Origin of the sequence: Methylocaldum marinum (genome assembly GCF_003584645.1) — a bacterium.
GTDB lineage: Bacteria > Pseudomonadota > Gammaproteobacteria > Methylococcales > Methylococcaceae > Methylocaldum > Methylocaldum marinum.
This window is the reverse complement of record NZ_AP017928.1, coordinates 1,579,907-1,598,608: the sequence shown is the minus strand read 5'-3', so window position 1 is coordinate 1,598,608 and position 18,702 is coordinate 1,579,907. Positions and strand designations below refer to the sequence as shown.

Genomic DNA, 18,702 nt, shown 5'->3' with positions numbered 1-18,702 from the left:
GCCCGCGCCTCCGATTTTTGTTATCAACCCGAGGAGTTGTGTATTCCATGAAACAAATTGTTCCTGCCTTGTTGACGCTCGGTTTAGCCTTTTCCGCCGGGGTTTCCGCCCACGGCCCGACCCCACAGAAGGTGGTTGAATCCGTGGAGATCAATCTGCCTATAGAAAAAGTCTGGGAGAGGATCAAGGATTTCGGGGCCCTTGGCCAGTGGAATCCGGCGATTGCAAAAAGCGAAAGCGAAGGCGGCAACAAACCCGGTGAAAAGCGCACCCTGACTTTCCCGAACGGCGAGAGCCTGGTTGAGGAACTCGATTTCTACGATGCCGGAGCCTACGAATACGATTACCGGCTGAAGGACTTCAACGTAAAGGCGATGCCGGCGAGTTCCTATTCCGCTGTGCTGAAGCTGACGCCGGCGGAACAGGGCACCAAGGTCGAATGGAAAAGCCGATTGTACCGCGGGGATACCAGCAATTTTCCGCCCGACGAACTGAACGACGAAGCGGCCGTCCAAGCCATGCAGGCATTCTTCAACACCGGTTTGCAGAACCTCAAGCGTATCGCCGAATCCGGCGAGTGAGATTTACGGGCAGTCAGCGCTGGCTTTAGCTTTTAGAAAACGTGTGAGAAGCGTCGGAGAGGTATGCGAAACGCAGATGTCAGGGTAGGATCCCCGGGCTCCCGATGGGGCTGATCGAGGCCTGGTCGGCGATCATCTGCCGAACACAGCTGAGTCGCAGCTTCTCGCACACCCGCGTTGGTGGATGGCGAGCAATCCGAGAGTAAGGACCCGCGCATCGAACCCGGAGCATGCTTTCGTGATGCCCAGTTGGGCCCACGCGAAAGCTTTCCACCCGTCTCTTTAGTGTAGCTCCTTGGGAAATCTTCGATAAAGAGCATCGCGAACATCGCTTAGGCCGATGCGGTGACTTCGAAAAGCTCGTCGCCCTAAGCGACTTTTCTTGTATCGTACTCCATGGTTTCCATGGCCGTTCTCAGCCGGATGGCGGGCGCGCCGAAGCCGGTTCAATTTTATCCGCAAGACTGAAATTTCCTGTCCCGGCAACAGCTTCGAGGCTCGAGGCGATGCTACGGGTCCGTGACAATCCAGTTCGACTTTCGCCGGTTTGCACATTATTATTCGTCCGTTTGCTCAACGCTTTTTCTAGACATGGAATATTCATTAGCCGAATTGCTGCTTTCCGGTTTTAAGCTGATGCTGATCGGCATGACGATCGTGTATCTCTTTTTAGTGTTGCTGGTCTGGACAATCGGAATCACATCGAAACTGATCAATCGCTACGTACCCGAGCCGGAACCGGAACATGCTCCGGGCTCTTCCGTCCCGGCTCCGGATGTCGAATCGGATCAATCCGAAATCATCGCCGTCATCACGGCGGCAATTCACCGGTACCAGAATCAATAACACAACCATAGAGAAGAACTTAGGAGTTTGTTCCATGGCTAACCCCTTAGGCATAACCGACGTCGTTCTGCGTGACGCACACCAGTCCCTATTGGCCACCCGTTTTCGGCTCGAGGACATGCTGCCGATTTGCGACAAGCTCGACCAAGTCGGTTTTTGGTCGCTCGAGAGTTGGGGGGGAGCGACATTCGACGCCTGCATACGTTATTTGGGCGAAGACCCGTGGGAGCGATTGCGTGCGCTCAAGAAAGCGCTTCCTCGAACGCGCCTGCAGATGTTGCTGCGGGGACAGAATTTGCTCGGTTACCGCCATTACGCGGACGACGTGGTGGACAAGTTCGTCGAGCGGGCCGCGGAGAACGGCGTGGACGTGTTCCGGATCTTCGACGCCTTGAACGATTTACGCAATTTCGAACGAGCGATCAAGGCCACCATCAACGCGGGCAAGCATGCTCAAGGAACGATTTCTTATACCGTGAGTCCCGTGCACACGATTCCGATGTGGGTCGATCTGGCGAAACGCCTGGAAGACATGGGCGCGCACTCGATTTGCATCAAGGATATGGCCGGCCTTCTAAAGCCCTATGTCGCCGAGGAACTGATCAAGAAGCTGAAGAAAGCCGTAACCGTTCCGATCCACATGCAATGCCACGCCACTACCGGGCTCAGCACCGCGACTATCGTCAAAGCGGTGGAAGCCGGCATAGATAACGTGGATACCGCGATTTCCTCCATGAGCATGACCTATGGCCACAGCCCGACCGAAGCCGTCGTGGCGACCTACCAGGGACATAAGCGCGATACCGGTCTGGATCTCAGGCTCCTGGAGGAAATTGCCGGCTACTTCCGCGAAGTGCGGAAGAAATACGCCAAGTTCGAAGGCAGCCTGAAGGGCGTCGACAGCCGCATCCTGGTGGCGCAAGTTCCCGGCGGCATGTTGACCAACATGGAAAGCCAGTTGAAAGAGCAGGGTGCTTTGGGTCGTTTCGACGAAGTTCTCGAAGAAATTCCGCGGGTGCGGGAAGATTTGGGCTTTATCCCGCTGGTCACACCAACCTCGCAAATCGTGGGAACCCAGGCCGTGATCAACGTGCTGTCGGGCGAGCGTTACAAGACCATTGCCAAGGAAACCGCGGGCGTTCTCAAGGGCGAATACGGGGCGACTCCCGCTCCGGTCGACCGGGAGTTGCAACAGCGGGTACTCGAAGGTTCCGAGCCGATCACCTGCCGGCCGGCGGACATGTTGGCACCCGAGATGGAGAAGCTGGCCACGGAACTCAAGAAGATGGCTTCCGAAAACAAGGTGCAGTTGGCGGAAAACGAAGTAGACGATGTTTTGACCTACGCACTGTTTCCACAAATCGGCTGGCGTTTTCTTCAAAATCGCGGCAATCCCTCGGCGTTTGAACCGGCACCCGGAACCGAAGAGGCTCGGAAGGCCGAAGCGGCGAAAACCGAAGGCAAGGCGATGGCGGAGTCTTCGGATGGCGTCAGGGCCTACACGGTGACCGTCAACGGCAGGCCCTACCATGTCGAAGTCGCTCCGGGCGGCGCGGTCACCTCGGTGCAGCCGGTCGCGGGTCCGGCTTCGCAGCCGGCGGTTCGCGCCGGCGCCGGAGAAGCCATAAAGGCGCCCATGGCCGGGCACATACTGCGGATCAATGTCGGTGAAGGCCAGACCGTGGCGGAGAGCCAGGTCGTCGTGGTGATGGAGGCCATGAAGATGGAAACCGAGGTTCGTACACGCACGGCAGGAACGGTGGCGAACATCGCGGTCAAGGTCGGCGATACTGTCGCCGCCAACGATGTCTTGCTGACCCTACGCTGAGGTAGCCGATGCAGGGTTTCATCCAGTTATGGCAGAGCACGGGATTATCCAATTTCCAGATTGGCCAAGTGCTCATGATGGGCGTCGGCTTTCTCCTGATATTCCTGGCCGTCCGCAAGGGCTTCGAGCCGTTGCTCCTGCTCCCCATCGGGTTCGGCGCGGTGTTGAGCAATATTCCGGTAGCCGGGATCGCCGAGGAGGGCGGGCTGCTGTCCTATCTTTACTACGGCATCAAGACCGGCATCTTCCCTCTGCTGATCTTCATGGGTGTCGGAGCGATGACCGATTTCGGCCCGATGCTCGCAAATCCCAAGACCTTGCTTTTGGGCGCGGCGGCGCAATTCGGAATCTTCGGTACCTTGTTCGGAGCACTGGCGCTGAACCTGATTCCGGGGCTCAGCTTTACCTTCAAGGACGCCGCGGCCATCGCGATCATCGGCGGGGCGGACGGTCCAACAGCGATTTACGTGGCTTCCAAGCTCGCGCCGGAACTGCTGGGTGCGATCGCGGTAGCGGCTTATTCCTACATGGCCTTGGTGCCGCTGATTCAGCCCCCGATCATGCGCGCCTTGACTACGTCCGAAGAACGCTTGATCGAGATGGCGCAGCTTCGAATCGTCAGCCGCAAGGAAAAGATCGTTTTCCCGGTGGTCCTGTTGATCCTCACTGCGGTTTTGTTGCCTTCAGCGGCGCCTCTGATCGGCATGTTCTGCCTCGGCAATTTGATGCGCGAGTGTGGCGTCGTCGAGCGCTTGAGCAAAACGGCCCAGAACGAGCTGATTAATATCGTCACCATCTTTTTGGGGCTTTCGGTCGGGTCGAAACTCAGTGCAGCCCAGTTCTTGCGCCCGGAGACCTTGGGCATTCTGGTACTTGGGGCAATCGCGTTCAGCTTCGGCACGGCTTCGGGCGTGCTCATGGCGAAGCTGATGAACAAGTTCAGCGAAAATAAAGTCAATCCCCTGATCGGCGCGGCCGGCGTTTCCGCGGTACCGATGTCTGCTCGGGTTGCCAACAAGGTTGGCCAGGAGAGCAATCCTTACAACTTCCTGCTCATGCATGCCATGGGGCCGAACGTCGCGGGGGTCATCGGCTCGGCTGTTGCGGCCGGCGTTCTCTTGGCGCTGGTCCAATAGACTAGACTGAAGCTGCGCGGTGCGGAGTCTGCGTAGACTCAGCTCTTGTAGGATACGCACCGCTGACCGTTTCTCCTCCGTTCACGATAACTCTCGCGTCTTCCGCGGGTCCAATATCGAGTGGAATTGGGAGATGGCTTGAGCATCCCGGAGCATTTTCAGTTCTGCCCTATGGGAACTCGCGAGTAGGTCGGAAATCCTTTTCCGACATCGCGGCCCGGCCAACGGGTTCGTCGGCAAAGGATTGCCGACCTACAACCGTGCCACCCCGTAGATACTGTTATCCGGGTCAAGTGCCATGGAGTGCTGGATCGAAGGGTTTTCCGGACTTGAGGACGCCGAAAGCGACCTGGAGGAGCTTGCGCATCATGGCACCGATGATGAGCTTGGCGGGCTTGCCCGAGAGCGCGAGCCGGTTCTTGAAGGGCTGGCCCCAAGCGGTCTTATACAGGATCACCATGGCTGGCATGTAGAGGGCTTTGCGCAAGAAGGCATGGCCGACCTTGGACAGCCGCGGCTTGGTTTTCACGCTCGTTCCGGACTCCTGCCGGCGCGGGTCGAGCCCGGCGAAGGCGACGGCTTGTCGGCTATTGGCGAAGCGGCTGGGCTCGGCATAGAAGGCGAGCAGAATGGCGATGGTGCGTTCCCCGATACCGGGGATGCTCTCGAGTAATTCGCGCTTCCCCTTCAGATCGGGGTTAGAGTCGATGTGCTCATTGATGGTTTTGATCAGGCTCTTGATCTGCTGATCGAGCCAATTCAGGTGTTCTTGAATGTTGGTGCGCACCGCGTCCCGGGCGACCTCCAGGCGGTTACTTTCCTGGGTCCGCAGGGCTTGCAACGCATCCAGACGCAACACGAGCGCGCGCAAGGCGATTTCGGCTTCGCTTCTCGCCTGCCAGGGAGGCGGATGGCGCTCGGCGCAAAATTCGGCGATGAGGCGCGCATCGACGGCATCGGTTTTGGTCCGGGTTAAGCGGGAAGCGGCATAGGCTTTGATTTGGGCGGGGTTGATGACGCTGACAGTGAACCCTTGGGTAGCCAAGCACTGGGCGACGTCTTCCCAATACACCCCAGTGGCTTCCATGCACACGTGAACATTCCGTGCCTCTGGGCCGGTGAGCCAAGTGACGAGGGTGGCGAACCCGTCTTGGGAGTTGGCGATGACTTTGGTTCGGAACTTCCCGTTGGGGAGGCGTAACGCGCAGTCCAGTTTGGCTTTGGCGACGTCAATTCCGAGATAAAACGTGGGCATCATGAACCTCAAATGATCTACCTTGTGAATGCGGGCTGCCGGCAAGCCGGGCCGAAGATACTGTTCGATCGCTCGATGAGGGTGAGCGACTGCTGCATCGATCTACGCAACGGGCTTGGTGTCCCAAGGGCGGGAACGGCATCCAGTCGCTCAAACCTGGAGCGCCCTCCAGGCCTGTGGTGACCGGTCGGGAGTCTTCTCCAACCCCTTCCGAACCACACGGAATTCATAATACAAGGTCGGGAATCCTTTCCCGACGCCATGCCCTGACCGAGCGTCTTCGTCGGCAAAGGATTGCCAACCTACGACCATGCCGCCCATAGGTCGGAAATCCTTTTCCGACGTCGCGGCCCGGCCAACGGCTTCGTCGGCAAAGGATTACCGACCTACGAATGCTTGAGTCGGTTTACCCTGGCCGAAGGTGCCAACGACTTCGGCTAGGCCCGTTATGCCGTATGAGCGAAATGAAAACGCTTTGGAACCCTTAATCTGAGGCTAGGCTCTCGACCACCCGCAGCAGGACAACGAATGGACTTCACCAGCATCAACCCGGCAACCGGAGAGACGATCAAACATTATCCGGCGTGGACCGACAGCGACCTGGAACAGGCATTGGGACTGAGCGCTGAGGTTTCGTCCGCCTGGCAATCGACCCCGATCGAGGCGCGTTGCGAACTGCTGTCAAACCTTGTCCGCACGCTACGCGAAAATTCGGACTTTCATGCAGCAAAAATCACCCTGGAAATGGGAAAACCGATTCGCGAGTCGCGCGCGGAAATCGAAAAATGCGCATGGGCGGCCGAATTTTTCTCTCAAAACACCGAACGCTTTTTGCGGGACGAACTGGTCGAGACCGATGCGAGCCGCAGTTACGTGGCGTTTCAGCCGATTGGAACGGTCTTGGGCATCATGCCCTGGAATTTTCCTTACTGGCAGGTATTCCGATTCGCTGTGCCGGTAGTGGCGGCGGGTAACTGCGCCTTGCTCAAGCATGCTTCGAACGTACCGCAGTGCGCCGAAGCGATCGAGAAGATTTTTCAGCAATCGGGATTCCCGCCCGGCGTGTTTCAATGGCTAAGAATTTCGCACGCACAAAGCGAAAAGCTCATCCAAGATCCGCGCGTCCACGCCCTCAGTCTGACCGGAGGGGAGCAGGCGGGACGACGGATAGCGGCCCTGGCCGGAAAAAGTCTCAAGAAGACGGTTCTCGAACTTGGCGGATCGGACCCCTTCGTAGTGCTTGCCGATGCGGATCTGGAACTCGCCGCAACCGCCGCGGTAACCGCGCGCTTCCAAAATTGCGGCCAAAGCTGCATCGCGGCCAAGCGGTTCATTCTCGTCGATGCGATTGCGGATGAATTCCTGGCGCTGTTCAAGCGGCAGGTCGAGGTACTCTCGGTCGGCGATCCTTCACGGGAAGAGACCCGGCTCGGGCCTATGGCGAAGAGCGATCTCCGCGACGGACTCCATCATACGGTCGCCGAATCCATGCGCCAGGGTGCGGTTCCGCTCGCGGGTTGCGAACCGATGGCAGGGCCCGGTTATTTTTACCGGCCTTCCATCCTGGACCGAGTACAGCGCGGCATGCCGGCCTACCAGGAAGAACTGTTCGGTCCGGTTGCCGTCATGGTTCGCGCAAGAGACGAACAGGAAGCGCTGGCACTGGCCAATGAACATCGCTACGGTCTCGGGGCATCGGTGTGGACACGCGATTCGGCGAAAGGCGAAGATTTCGCCCGGCGACTTCAATGCGGTGCCGCTTTCGTCAACGGCATGGTGAAAAGCGATCCGCGAATGCCTTTCGGCGGCGTGAAGGATTCGGGATACGGGCGGGAACTGAGTATCCACGGATTGCGGGAGTTCACCAATATCAAGAGTATCTGGATAGGCTGACGGCGGACCGGGCTGTCGAGAAGCCGGCGTTTCTCGACATGGGTTCCCAAGCGGGAGCTTGGACCCCTGCGTAATGCCATATCTCCTTCCCTAAAAATTCATTTTTGTAGGGTGGGTTAGGCCGCAAGGCCGTAACCCACCGAGCAACCTTGACTCGGTGGGTTGCGCTTCGCTCTACCCATCCGATGAATGTTCACCTGAATACCGAATGGAATAAGTCTAGCCTACACACTATTCCGACCTACCGGCTTTATCGGCTTCGGTTGTCTCTCCCTCCGGGAGAGGGCGTTTGTTTTCGTCAGTTTCCACATCGCCGGTCCCGCTCATTCTATCCAGCCCGTAGGCCGAAAAAAAACCGTTCTGCATCGTCTGCCAGAGCTTGAGGTTGTGCCGGGTCAACTCCGTGAGCACGGACAGGGGCGCGGTCTTGATCAGATTCGCCATCTGCGCCTGCACGAGCTTCTGCTGCTTCAGAAAGACATCCATGCTTTCCTTGAGATAGGCTGTCATGAAGCCCTGCATCGCGTTGCCGTAAGTCCGGATGATTTGTTCCAGTATTTCGGTGGTGAAGATCGGCTGGCCTTTTTCTTCTTCTTCCAGAATCAACTGCAGGAGAACGCTCCGGGTGATGTCCTCGTCGGTCTTGGCATCCATCACCCGGAACTTGATAGCGGCTTTCACGAGACCCCGGATATCCTCGAACGTGACGTACTTGCTGATCGCCGTATCGTAAAGGCGCCGATTGGGATATTTCTTGATGATGCGTTCGTTGTTCGCGTTGTTCATGTTCCGGGGTTGCAATGCGGCCTAACCCATGTGTTGGCCGCCGTTGATCGAGATGTCGGCTCCCGTGATGAATCCGGATTCATCCGCCGCCAGGAAGCTTATCAAGCGCGCGACTTCAGAAGGCTGGCCAAATCGCCCGACCGGAATCTCGGCGAGGATCTTGGCGCGATGGTCTTCGGGAACGCTCATGATCATCGGCGATTCGATATAACCCGGCGACACCGTGTTTACGGTAACTCCCTTTCTTGCGACTTCGCGGGCAACCGACATCGTGAATCCGTGAATTCCGGCCTTGCTGGCGGCATAGTTGGCTTGGCCGAACTGTCCCTTCTGCCCGTTTACCGAGGAAATGTTGATCACGCGTCCGAAGCCTCTGTCCAGCATTCCCTCGATGATGCAGCGCGTGGTGTTGAATACGCCGTCCAGGTTGGTGCGGAGCACCGACTGCCACTGATCGAGCGTCATCTTGCGCAAGGTTGCGTCGCTGGTTATCCCGGCGGCATTGACCAGTATGTCCACCCGGCCGTATTTGCGCGTGATCTCCTCGAACACCGCAGTGGTGTGCCCGAAATCGGTGACATCGCATTCCATGGCTTCCATGTCGTAGTCTTCGCTCTTGCGCGCCGACATCCATTCCGCGGTGCGACAGTCTACCGCCCGCGGACGGCATAGAGCAATCACGTGGCTGGGCATGGTCGATAGATGTTTGCAGATCTCGGTGCCGATGGTTCCGGTTCCCCCGGTTACGACGGCCACTCGTCCATTCATGAGAAATTCCTCCGTGCTGAAGTTTGAGATTGGGCGGGATAGATGAGTTGTGGAAATGCCGACGCTGATTCCGGCTTCCGGCTTCGCTAGATCGGGAATCCTTTTCCGGCCAGTGTGTCGGCAGGAGTTGCCGACCTCATTTCGAAGCTCGTTGGCCGGAGCCGGCGTCGGCGTTTACGGCAAGCAGCAAACTCGGGTCCGGTTTCTCCCGTTTTGGAAATCCTGTAAGAGCCGAATCCGCGCATGGACCTCCGGAATTCGTCTACCGCTCGACGGCGACGGCAATGCCCTGGCCCCCGCCGATGCAAAGCGTGGCGAGGCCCTTGTGCACGTCGCGGCGGCCCATTTCGTGCAGCAGAGTGACCAGAATGCGGGCGCCGGAGGCACCTATCGGGTGCCCGAGCGCTATGGCTCCACCGTTGACGTTGACCCTGTCGGTATTCCAGCCCAACTCGCGATTGACCGCGATCGCCTGAGCGGCGAAGGCTTCGTTCGCCTCGATCAGGTCCGGATCGTCTATGGTCCATCCGGCCCGGTTGAGACAACGGCGCGTCGCCGCGATCGGGCCGGTCCCCATGACGGCCGGCTCGACCCCCGCGGTTCCGAAAGCCGCGATACGGGCCAGGGGCTTCAAACCGTAACGCTCGGCCATGTGAGACGACATCACCAGTACTGCGGCAGCCCCGTCGTTGATGCCGGACGAATTGCCGGGGGTCACGGTGCCGTTCGGACTAAAGGCGGGCTTCAGTTTCGCCAGAGATTCCTCGGTGGTGCCCGGACGCGGAAATTCGTCGGTATCGAACACGATCGCCGGCCCCTTGGGCTGCGGAATTTCGATCGGAACGATCTCGTCCCGGAATTTTCCGGCTTTTTGAGCGGCCTCCGTCTTTTGCTGCGAAGCGGCCGAGAAAGCATCCTGCTCCTCCCGGGAGATGCCGTATCGGTCGACGATATTTTCCGCGGTACAACCCATGTGGCAGTCGTGGAAAGCATCCCAGAGGCCGTCGACGATCATGCTGTCGATAAGAGTCCAGTCGCCCATGCGGTTTCCCGTGCGCGAATTTGGCAGCAGATGAGGCGCCGCACTCATGTTCTCCTGCCCGCCGGCGATCACGATCTCGGATTCGCCGCACTGGATGGACTGGACGGCCAGCTGTATCGCCTTGAGTCCGCTTCCGCATACTTTGTTGATCGTGGTGGCCGATACTTCGACCGGAAGATTGGCCTTGATCGCCGTCTGCCGGGCCGAATTCTGGCCGGTGCCGGCGGTCAAGACTTGCCCCATGATGACCTCGTCGATCTGCTGAGGCTCCAGGCCGGTCTTGGCGAGCAGATCCAAAATGAGCTTGGCTCCGAGATGTACGGCCGGAATAGTGGTCAGGGCCCCGCCGAATTTGCCGATCGCCGTACGCACGGCGCCTACGATTACCACTTCTTGCATGGATTGACCTCTTGTTGAGACTTGATTCTTGAGAGCTGAAATAGGAAAAGGGCCGGTGTCTTCGAGCGGACCACCGGCCCATCGCCTTACGGTCAGATGGCGCTTTGCTCAATCCGAACCGTCATTCATCCTTTCTGCGCTCCTCGCTGTGCCGGTTGCGCTTCACCGGCCGCAGCCTTCGCTGCCTCGGTGGCCCGAGCCGTGGTCCGTTCCGCCACTCGCGCTGCTCGCTCCGCGCTTTCTTTCGCCGTCTGATTCGCCCATTCGTTTAACGCCTCCTGGGTATCTTTGACTACTCGCAGGTAATCTCCGGCGTGATCCGCGATCTTCTGACCGAATTCGGAAACTATTTTCCGTTCTTCGTCCTTCCATTTGTCCGGATCGCGCGTTTCGCAGTTCAATTGCGTCTGGCGCGTTCCCATCTCCAGATAGTCCTGGGCCATGACCAGATTGCATTTGGCAACTTTCTCGGCGGCGCTCAATGCGATTTCATTCCAGCGCATCAGCGGATCGATCGCCATCCGGTGCATTTCGAACCACTGCTCGTAGATTTGCCGACCGCCCGCCATTCTTTCGGCCGTTTGAAGGGCGATTTCGTTCCAACGCATGAACGGATCCATCACCGCACGGTTTATCTCGAACCATTGGTCACACATTTGACGAGTGTTCATCACAGTCTCCTTCTATAGAACTTCGATACACACGGACATCCGGCAGCATTTGTGGTGCACTGCACCATACCGGAGCCGGGCGTCGCGATCAATAGGCCGAAATACTTACAGCCAGCAGGCGTCTTAACGGGTAAAAAGTATCAAAACCGGGTTCGGGAACTGTAGCTTAGGAATAGCAGTCGGATGAACTGAGGGATTATGTTCGTTTATTGGTCGTGTTGCTGAACGACAAACCTGATGTCCGCTATCCGTATCGAAAACGGAACGCTTCGATCACGGCCTCGTCTTGAGGATTGCCGGGGCTTGTCTCCGGTTCATGGATGCTGCGTCGCAGCATTATTCTGCTATAGTACCGACACGGCGTCGTGCCGTATCGATCCCGACCAAGAGAGACGCGCATGACTGACAAATCATCTTCCCCCGTTGACGTCTGGGCTCGGTTCTGGCTGGACGCTCAGCGCAAGTACTGGGATTCGTGGTCCGATCTTTCCCGCAAGATGATCCAAGAAACCCAATCCACCCTGGAGGCGGCCGGTGCGGAAAAACCGGAAGGCGCGGCCGGTCCGTCGGACTGGGTCGAATTCTGGATCGCCGGGCAGCGGAAAAACTGGGAACTTTGGCTCGATATGTCACGGCAAACTTTCGGAGCACCGTCCGGGGCGGCTGCCGAGAAAACCTCTACCGAACCGTGGTCACGCCTGTTCGATCTTTGGACCACCTTTTGGATGCCCTTGATTCCGGGCCAGTCCCGCGAATCGATCGCTAGGCTGCTGGATGCCAACAAAGCCTACTTCCGCATGGGGGAGGGCCTGTGGCGAATACTTTTCTCCGGCTTCGGGGCCGTTCAAGGCACCGAGGCGCAATGGGATGCGCTCACGCGCGGCATTCGGCAGATGCAAGAGCAATTCGGGGAGCAGCTTCGGACCACCAAGGATCCCTGGTCCGGGTTCGCGACCTTCTGGGGCATGCCCCTGGATAACTGGCGTCGCGTTTGCTCTGCATTCTCGATCATGCCGGGCGACATGGAAAAGGCCGTGCGCGGCTTCGGCTCGCCCTACGGCCCGGAAACCCTGCATCAGGGCATGATCGGCCTGCTGTCGATGCCGACCATCGGCTACACCCGCGAGTGGCAGGAAGAACTGCAGCGCTGGGGACTGTTGTGGCTGGATCATTTTCAGGCTCTTCAGGCCTATGTTCTCGCCCTTTCCGGGACGACCGCGAAAGCCATCGATCTGTTTGCCGACGGGGTCTACGAAAAGGCGAAAAAGGGCGAGACGTTCGAAAGTCTGCGCGCGCTCTATAACTTGTGGATCGATTGCAGCGAGCAGGCTTACAACGACCTTTCGACTTCGGACGAATTCACCCAGGCTCAATCGCGCCTGACCAACTCGGTCTTTGCCGTAAAACGGCAGGAGCAGAAGATGGTCGAGGAACTCCTGAGCGCTTTCAATATGCCGACCCGGCGCGAACTGGATACCAGCCATCGTCGCGTCCACCAGTTGCAACGGCGGGTCTGGCAGCTGGAGCAGACCCTCGACGAATCGGCCATCATGGAACTCAAAGCCGAGGTTTCCGTGCTGCAGCGCGAGCTGGAGGCTTTGCGCGGCCAAGCCCCGGCTCAGAAGACCGAGCCGTCCGGAGCGGCGCGCAAGACCAAGGCGAAGACATCCACCTGACTTATCGAGGAGCGAACGATAGATGCTGCGGCCGGAACAGATCACCCAAGAACTTTTCGAATTCAACCGCCGCCTCGCCAACGGCATGGCGACGCTGAGCAAGATCGGACAGGTCGACGTGGAAGCGAGTGCCAAGGACCCGGTCTACCGCGAAGACAAACTCGTTCTTTACCGATATCGGCCGCGCGTGGAACAAGTCTCCACCGTTCCGCTGCTGATCGTCTATGCTCTGGTAAATCGTCCTTACATGACGGACCTCCAGGAAGACCGTTCGATCATTCGCGGACTGCTCGACCATGGCATCGACGTTTACCTGATCGACTGGGGCTATCCGGACGGCGCCGACCGGTTCCTGGACCTCGAGGACTATGTCAACCGTTACATTCGCCGCTGCGTCGATTTCGTGTGCAAGCATCACGAACTGCCCAGCATCAACGTGCTCGGAATCTGTCAGGGCGGCACCCTGAGCTTGTGCTACACCGCCCAGCACCCCGAACGGGTGCGTAATCTGATCACCATGGTCACCCCGGTCGATTTTCAAACGCCGGACAACACGCTGGGCCAGTGGTATCGCGATCTCGACGTGGATCTCATGGTCGATACGCTGGGAAATATCCCGGGGGAACTGCTCAACTGGAGCTTTCTGTCCTTGAAGCCGTTCCGTCTGACCGGGCAGAAATACGTGGACATGGCCGATATCCTGGAGAATGAGGACAGGCTCAAGAATTTCCTGCGCATGGAAAAATGGATTTTCGACAGCCCGGATCAGCCCGGGGAACTGTTCCGCCAGTTCATCAAGTATTTCTATCAGGAAAACCGATTGATCAAAGGAAACCTGACAATCGGCGGGCGGGCTATCGATCTCAAGCAGGTCAAGATGCCGGTGCTGAACATCTATGCCACCGAGGATCATCTGGTACCGCCTTCGGCTTCGATTCCCCTGGAGAAATACGTCGGCACGAAGGACTACTCGACGATCGTTTTCAAGGGCGGACACATCGGAATTTATGTCAGCAGCCGTTCGCAGAAGGATATCCCGCCCACGATCGCGGAGTGGCTCAAGGCACGATCGAAGGATTAAAGCGTATTCACGCCGCACGAGCGGGTTCCCGAACTCCGGTTCGGGAACCCGCTCGAGAAGCTCCGGCTTCTCGGTTCGGGTACGGAAGCTCCTCAAATCCAATACTTCGCGAAAAGAATCAAGTGAGCCAGAACCCGCTGCCACAAGGGGCGATTCGGGTAAGCCGAGGACGAAATCTCCGTGGAGTGCTTCAAATCCCTCAGGAAAGCGGATGCCAAGGCGGCCTTGGTATCGGTTTGGCTCAGTACGTAGTCGACTTCCAGATCGTGCCGTAGACTCCGCGAGTTCATGTTGCTCGAACCCACCGTCATCCAATCGTCGATGATGATGGTCTTGGCGTGCAGAACGCCAGGCTGGTACTCGTAAATTTTTACCCCATGTTCCAGCAGGTTTCCGTAGAACGTCGCCGAGGTCCATGGCATGAAGAAGACATCGGAAATCGAGGGCAGAATGATACGAACGTCGACGCCCCGTCGCGCGGCACGGTTGAGTTCTTGCAGAAGACGTTCGTCCGGGACGAAGTAGGCGTTGGTGATCCAGATTCGCTGCTTGCTCCGGCCGATCCGCCGCAACAGATCTCTCATGCGCCCGCGGCGTTGGCGCCGGGTGTTGTTCAGGCGGAACGGCGATCGCAGCGGTGCCGAGTGTCCGAGAGGACGCCAGCGCCACGGATTCCAGGCGCGCCGGAACGCATTCACCAGCGCCAGAGTATCGATGTTTTCGACGCGTACCGCGGTGTCCCGCCACTCTTCTCCGCCATGCGCGGCCGGCAGATGCAATGCGGAGACGTTGAAACTGCCGATCCAGGCGATCCTTCGATCGATCGTGGATACCTTTCGATGGTTGCGGTTGTTGAGCCGCAGCAACAATTGCAAAAATCGCGGCGGCACCGCCCGGCCTCCCGCCATGTGCCGCCAATGGCGGAAGAACCACGGAATCGGATGGAATATCCGGAACGGAAACCCGGCCTCTTCCAGAGCCGCGAGCAGCCGTCCTCCAACCAGCGGCAGTCCGACTCCGTCCACCAGGAGGTGCACCCTGACGCCTCTTTGATGCGCGTGGCTCAAAGCCGCGATGAATGCGCGTCCGACCGAGTCCAGTTCGAAAATATACGTTTCGAGCCGAACCTCCCTGACAGCGGCGTTGATGTCGCGCACCATATCGATGAAAAATTCGTCCCCGCGAACATAAAGCCGTTCTTCAAGCGGCGATGCCGATACGGTTTCCGGCTGATTTACAGGCGATGATGCCGCCTTTTTTGGCTTGCTGATCGAGGCATCGGCGCGGAGACTAGATTTGGCTTCGTTCACGTGATGAAGACCGATTTACGCGGCTCCCGCAAGCTTCTGCCATAAACTTGAGCCATTTCGGCATAGCGGTTTGCTCTACGGCGTCGTTTCGGCAGGCGTTTGCAGAAAGTCACGGAAGTCCTGCAAAGACAGGATGGGTGCGAGGCAGCTCATACCTTCGCACACATAAGCGACTTCCCCCGGTTCCACCCGGCGCTCGGCCAAAATTCCGGGCAGGGATGGTTCCTCGGCGGAAATAGCGAACACCAGGCGTCGAGTGCCTGAAGCCTGCGCATCCCGCGCCGCGGCTGTCCAGGCCCGGAGCACTTCGGGCTGTCCTCTCAGCACGACGAATTGCGGCGGATGCAGCGATTCCAGCATCGCGCTCAGCAGGGCGCCGTGGGCATGGGGATATTGGCGCACCGACGGCGTCGCGGCTTGCAGCGTACGTTCCGCGGCCTCGGTATAGCGGTAATCGCCCACCAGATGTCCGAGCCGGAGCAGGGCCAGCGCGGCCACGCCGTTGCCCGAAGGCATGGATTCGTCCATCAGTGCTTTGGGGCGTTGGATCAGTTCTTCGTGATCGTCGGAGGTGAAGAAGAACCCGCCTCGTTCGCGATCTTCGAAGCGCGACAGTAGCTGGTCGGCCAGTTTCAAAAGCCAATTCAGGCGGTCCGTCCGCCACTCGCACTGCAACAGTTCCAGGCCGGCGTCGAGCAGAAACGCATAATCGTCCAGATACCCGTTCAAATGGGCTCTGCCATCCTTATAGGTTGCCAGCAGCCGGTCCTCATCGACACAAAGCTCCCGGCGCAGAAACTCGAAGGCCCGCTCTGCCGCGTCGATCCAAGCCTTGCATTCCAGCAAGCGGCCGGCGGCGGCCAAACCCTTGATCATCAGGCCGTTCCATGCCGTCAGCACTTTGTCGTCGCGTCCCGGCCTGACGCGGTTTTCGCGGGCCTGGAACAGGGCGGAGCGCGCCGCTGCCAGCCTACGCTCGGCTTCCGCCGGCTCGATGCCCAGAACGCCCGCGACCTCCGGCAAGGACGTTTCCACGTGCAAATGCCACTGTCCCTCGAAATTAGGTGCCTGATCCAGGCCGTAATGGAGTTCCGCCACGGCATATTCATCGGGCGGGAGCAGCTCTCTGATTTCTTCCCGGTCCCACACGTAATACTTGCCTTCCTCGCCTTCGGAATCCGCATCCAGACTCGAGTAAAAGCCGCCTTCCGGCGATTGCATTTCCCGTATCACCCATTCCGCGGTTTCTTCGACGACCTTCGCGAACATGGGCGCTCGGGTCGATTGCCAGGCTTCGGCATAGAGCGACAGTAGCACGGCATTGTCGTAAAGCATCTTCTCGAAATGGGGAATCTGCCAGGCGGCGTCCACGGAATAACGGGCGAACCCGCCGCCGAGGTGATCGTAGATCCCGCCTTCCGCCATTTTGGCGAGCGTCGTAGTCAGTATCCGTAGCCCCGAGGCATGTTCGTGCGGATTCTGAAGCCATAAGTGCAGAAGAAATTCGAGATTGGACACCTGAGGAAACTTCGGCGCGCCGCCGAATCCACCGTTGACGGTGTCGAAATTCGACTCCAGCTCGCGCTTTGCCCGGATCAGGACGCTTGCGTCCGGAGCTTCCGCCTCTTCTCCTTGTCTAATGGATTGCAGGATATCGGCAAAACTCTTGCCGTGTTCATTGAGATCTTGTCGGCGACGACGATAGTATTCGGCGATCTGTTCCAGCAGGGTACGGAATGCCGGCAGTTGATAACGGGCGGTATTCGGGAAATAGGTGCCGCCGAAGAACGGTAACTGATTGTGCGGATTGAGGAACATGGTCAGCGGCCAGCCGCCGGGACGGCGGGTGATGATTTGATGCGCCAGCTGATAGATCTTGTCCAGATCCGGCCGTTCTTCGCGGTCCACCTTGATGTTGACGAACTGCTCGTTCATCACCGCCGCGGTGGCTTCATCCTCGAACGATTCGTGAGCCATGACGTGGCACCAGTGGCAGGCCGAGTATCCGATGGACAGCAAGATCGGTTTGTCTTCCTTGCGGGCTTTTTCGAGCGCTTCTTCGCCCCAAGGGTACCAGTCGACCGGATTGTCGGCATGTTGCAATAAATAGGGACTGGTTTCGGAACTCAGACGGTTTCTGTGAATGGAGTCCATGAGACTGCACCTACTCCGGCGCCGGGTTACGGCGGTTTAATGTCAATGAACGGGAAAGCTTCTCGCCGCCTGCTCGGCTGAGCCTGCGGCCGGCTTGTTACATTAACACTTGTTTGACATCTGATCAGCGGAAGAATCATCGTGGCTACGACAACAATTCGTTCATCCGGAAAAGCACCCCTGTTTGTTGCCCACCCGGTCAAGCGAAAGATACCCGCCGGCCCGTTGCCCACGCCGTTCGATTTCGTCGGAAATTTGCGGACGGCCGAAGGCGCGACCATCCGTTACGGTATCGCCCGTCCCGCGGACGGAGCGAAACGGGGATCGGTGCTGCTGCTCCAGGGGCGCGCCGAGTGCCTGGAGAAATACCGGGAAATCGTCGAAGGCCTTACCGCCAGGGGGCTTTACGTATATTCCTTCGACTGGCACGGGCAAGGGCTTTCCGAGCGCTTCTCCAAGGGCCGCAAAAAAGTCGACGTGAAGTCCTTCGACGATTATCTGGAAGACATCGCCTTGTTCATCCGGGAAGTCTGGTGTTCTCCGGGCGCGAAGGCATATGTCATTGCCCACTCCACGGGCGGGCACGTTGCCTTGCGATTCATGGCGGAGCGGCGCTTGAAAGTCGATGGGGCCGTGCTTTGCGCGCCCATGATCGATCTGAAAACCAAAGGCTGGCCGCGCTGGTTCGCCCCGATTCTGGTCGGTACCGCCGCCGGCATGGGGTTTGCCGACCGCGAGATTCCGGGCGAGCAGGCAAATCTTCCTTCGCTGCGCCGGTTCGAGGGCAATGCCTTGACCAGCGATCCGGTGCGCTTTCGGATCTTGCCGGAGCTCGTCAAGTCCAATCCGAAGCTGGAACGCCGCGGCGCCACTTATCGCTGGGTGCGGTCGGCGTTCACGTCGATAGCCAAGCTGAATGCGCGGGGAGTCGCGGAATCCATCAATACACCGGTGACGATACTGATCGGTGACGACGACAGAATCGTCGATGCCGAGGCGGCAAAACGCTTTGCGCGCCGGTTGCCGAAAGGCCGATTGCAGCAACTGTACGGAGCGCGCCACGAAATCATGATGGAAAGCGATGCCATTCTGAGCCTGTTCTGGCAGGCCGTGGACAGCATGACGGAAACTCCCGGGATCGAGCTGCAGACGGCCGCCGGGCTTTGATTCCGAATCGAGAAACCGAAACATTTGCCGATCCGGCATAACGAAGGCCGAGATGTAGGTCGGCAATCCCTTGCCGACATAAAGGCTCGATCAACCGTCTGTGTCGGCA

15 protein-coding genes are annotated in these 18,702 nt (G+C 58.6%); 8 read left to right on the top strand and 7 right to left on the bottom strand.

Annotated features, from left to right (window positions below):
* Positions 1 to 47: 47 nt before the first annotated feature.
* From sS8_RS06895 to sS8_RS06880, 4 genes are all read left to right on the top strand, one after another.
* A complete protein-coding gene (locus sS8_RS06895; protein WP_119628999.1) occupies positions 48 to 581 on the top strand; it encodes an SRPBCC family protein in 534 nt (177 codons plus the stop codon).
* Between the two features lie 591 nt (positions 582 to 1,172).
* Positions 1,173 to 1,427 carry an OadG family protein gene (locus sS8_RS06890; RefSeq protein ID WP_119628998.1) on the top strand — a complete coding sequence of 85 codons (255 nt, stop codon included), beginning with the start codon at positions 1,173 to 1,175 and terminating at the stop codon, positions 1,425 to 1,427.
* Positions 1,428 to 1,461: 34 nt separating this feature from the next.
* Positions 1,462 to 3,255 carry a sodium-extruding oxaloacetate decarboxylase subunit alpha gene (oadA, locus tag sS8_RS06885; protein ID WP_119628997.1) on the top strand — a complete coding sequence of 598 codons (1,794 nt, stop codon included), beginning with the start codon at positions 1,462 to 1,464 and terminating at the stop codon, positions 3,253 to 3,255.
* A gap of 8 nt (positions 3,256 to 3,263) precedes the next feature.
* On the top strand, positions 3,264 to 4,391 hold the full coding sequence (locus tag sS8_RS06880; protein ID WP_119628996.1) for a sodium ion-translocating decarboxylase subunit beta: 1,128 nt from the start codon (positions 3,264 to 3,266) through the stop codon (positions 4,389 to 4,391).
* A 289-nt stretch (positions 4,392 to 4,680) separates the two neighbouring features.
* Here the strand turns inward: sS8_RS06880 and sS8_RS06875 are convergent, their stop codons facing one another.
* Positions 4,681 to 5,646 carry an IS110 family RNA-guided transposase gene (locus sS8_RS06875; RefSeq protein ID WP_084161956.1) on the bottom strand — a complete coding sequence of 322 codons (966 nt, stop codon included), beginning with the start codon at positions 5,644 to 5,646 and terminating at the stop codon, positions 4,681 to 4,683.
* Positions 5,647 to 6,174: 528 nt separating this feature from the next.
* On the opposite strand from sS8_RS06875, the gene sS8_RS06870 reads away from it, so the two are divergent.
* The gene (locus sS8_RS06870; protein ID WP_119628995.1) at positions 6,175 to 7,539 is read left to right on the top strand and encodes an NAD-dependent succinate-semialdehyde dehydrogenase; all 1,365 of its coding nucleotides are present in this window, start codon (positions 6,175 to 6,177) and stop codon (positions 7,537 to 7,539) included.
* 231 nt (positions 7,540 to 7,770) lie between these two features.
* Here sS8_RS06870 and phaR read toward each other — a convergent pair whose 3' ends face one another.
* From phaR to sS8_RS06850, 4 genes are all read right to left on the bottom strand, one after another.
* Positions 7,771 to 8,325, bottom strand: a complete 555-nt coding sequence (phaR, locus tag sS8_RS06865) for a polyhydroxyalkanoate synthesis repressor PhaR (protein ID WP_119628994.1) — start codon at positions 8,323 to 8,325, stop codon at positions 7,771 to 7,773.
* 21 nt (positions 8,326 to 8,346) lie between these two features.
* The gene (gene phbB / locus sS8_RS06860) at positions 8,347 to 9,093 is read right to left on the bottom strand and encodes an acetoacetyl-CoA reductase (protein ID WP_119628993.1); all 747 of its coding nucleotides are present in this window, start codon (positions 9,091 to 9,093) and stop codon (positions 8,347 to 8,349) included.
* Positions 9,094 to 9,355: 262 nt separating this feature from the next.
* Positions 9,356 to 10,534, bottom strand: coding sequence for an acetyl-CoA C-acetyltransferase (locus tag sS8_RS06855; RefSeq protein ID WP_119628992.1), 1,179 nt, complete (start codon positions 10,532 to 10,534; stop codon positions 9,356 to 9,358).
* Between the two features lie 125 nt (positions 10,535 to 10,659).
* Entirely contained in the window at positions 10,660 to 11,205 is a 546-nt protein-coding gene (locus sS8_RS06850) for a phasin family protein (protein ID WP_119628991.1), read from the bottom strand.
* 398 nt (positions 11,206 to 11,603) lie between these two features.
* Between sS8_RS06850 and phaE the strand changes: the two genes are divergently transcribed.
* Both phaE and phaC read left to right on the top strand, forming a co-directional pair.
* Positions 11,604 to 12,881 carry a class III poly(R)-hydroxyalkanoic acid synthase subunit PhaE gene (phaE, locus tag sS8_RS06845; RefSeq protein ID WP_119628990.1) on the top strand — a complete coding sequence of 426 codons (1,278 nt, stop codon included), beginning with the start codon at positions 11,604 to 11,606 and terminating at the stop codon, positions 12,879 to 12,881.
* 22 nt (positions 12,882 to 12,903) lie between these two features.
* Entirely contained in the window at positions 12,904 to 13,962 is a 1,059-nt protein-coding gene (phaC, locus tag sS8_RS06840) for a class III poly(R)-hydroxyalkanoic acid synthase subunit PhaC (protein WP_119628989.1), read from the top strand.
* A 92-nt stretch (positions 13,963 to 14,054) separates the two neighbouring features.
* Here the strand turns inward: phaC and sS8_RS06835 are convergent, their stop codons facing one another.
* Positions 14,055 to 15,272: a phospholipase D-like domain-containing protein gene (locus sS8_RS06835; protein ID WP_119628988.1), complete on the bottom strand. Its 1,218-nt coding sequence runs from the start codon at positions 15,270 to 15,272 to the stop codon at positions 14,055 to 14,057.
* A gap of 75 nt (positions 15,273 to 15,347) precedes the next feature.
* Complete coding sequence (locus sS8_RS06830; RefSeq protein ID WP_119628987.1) at positions 15,348 to 17,426, bottom strand: thioredoxin domain-containing protein; 2,079 nt, start codon at positions 17,424 to 17,426, stop codon at positions 15,348 to 15,350.
* A 141-nt stretch (positions 17,427 to 17,567) separates the two neighbouring features.
* On the opposite strand from sS8_RS06830, the gene sS8_RS06825 reads away from it, so the two are divergent.
* Positions 17,568 to 18,593: an alpha/beta fold hydrolase gene (locus sS8_RS06825; protein WP_170160979.1), complete on the top strand. Its 1,026-nt coding sequence runs from the start codon at positions 17,568 to 17,570 to the stop codon at positions 18,591 to 18,593.
* Positions 18,594 to 18,702 lie beyond the last annotated feature (109 nt).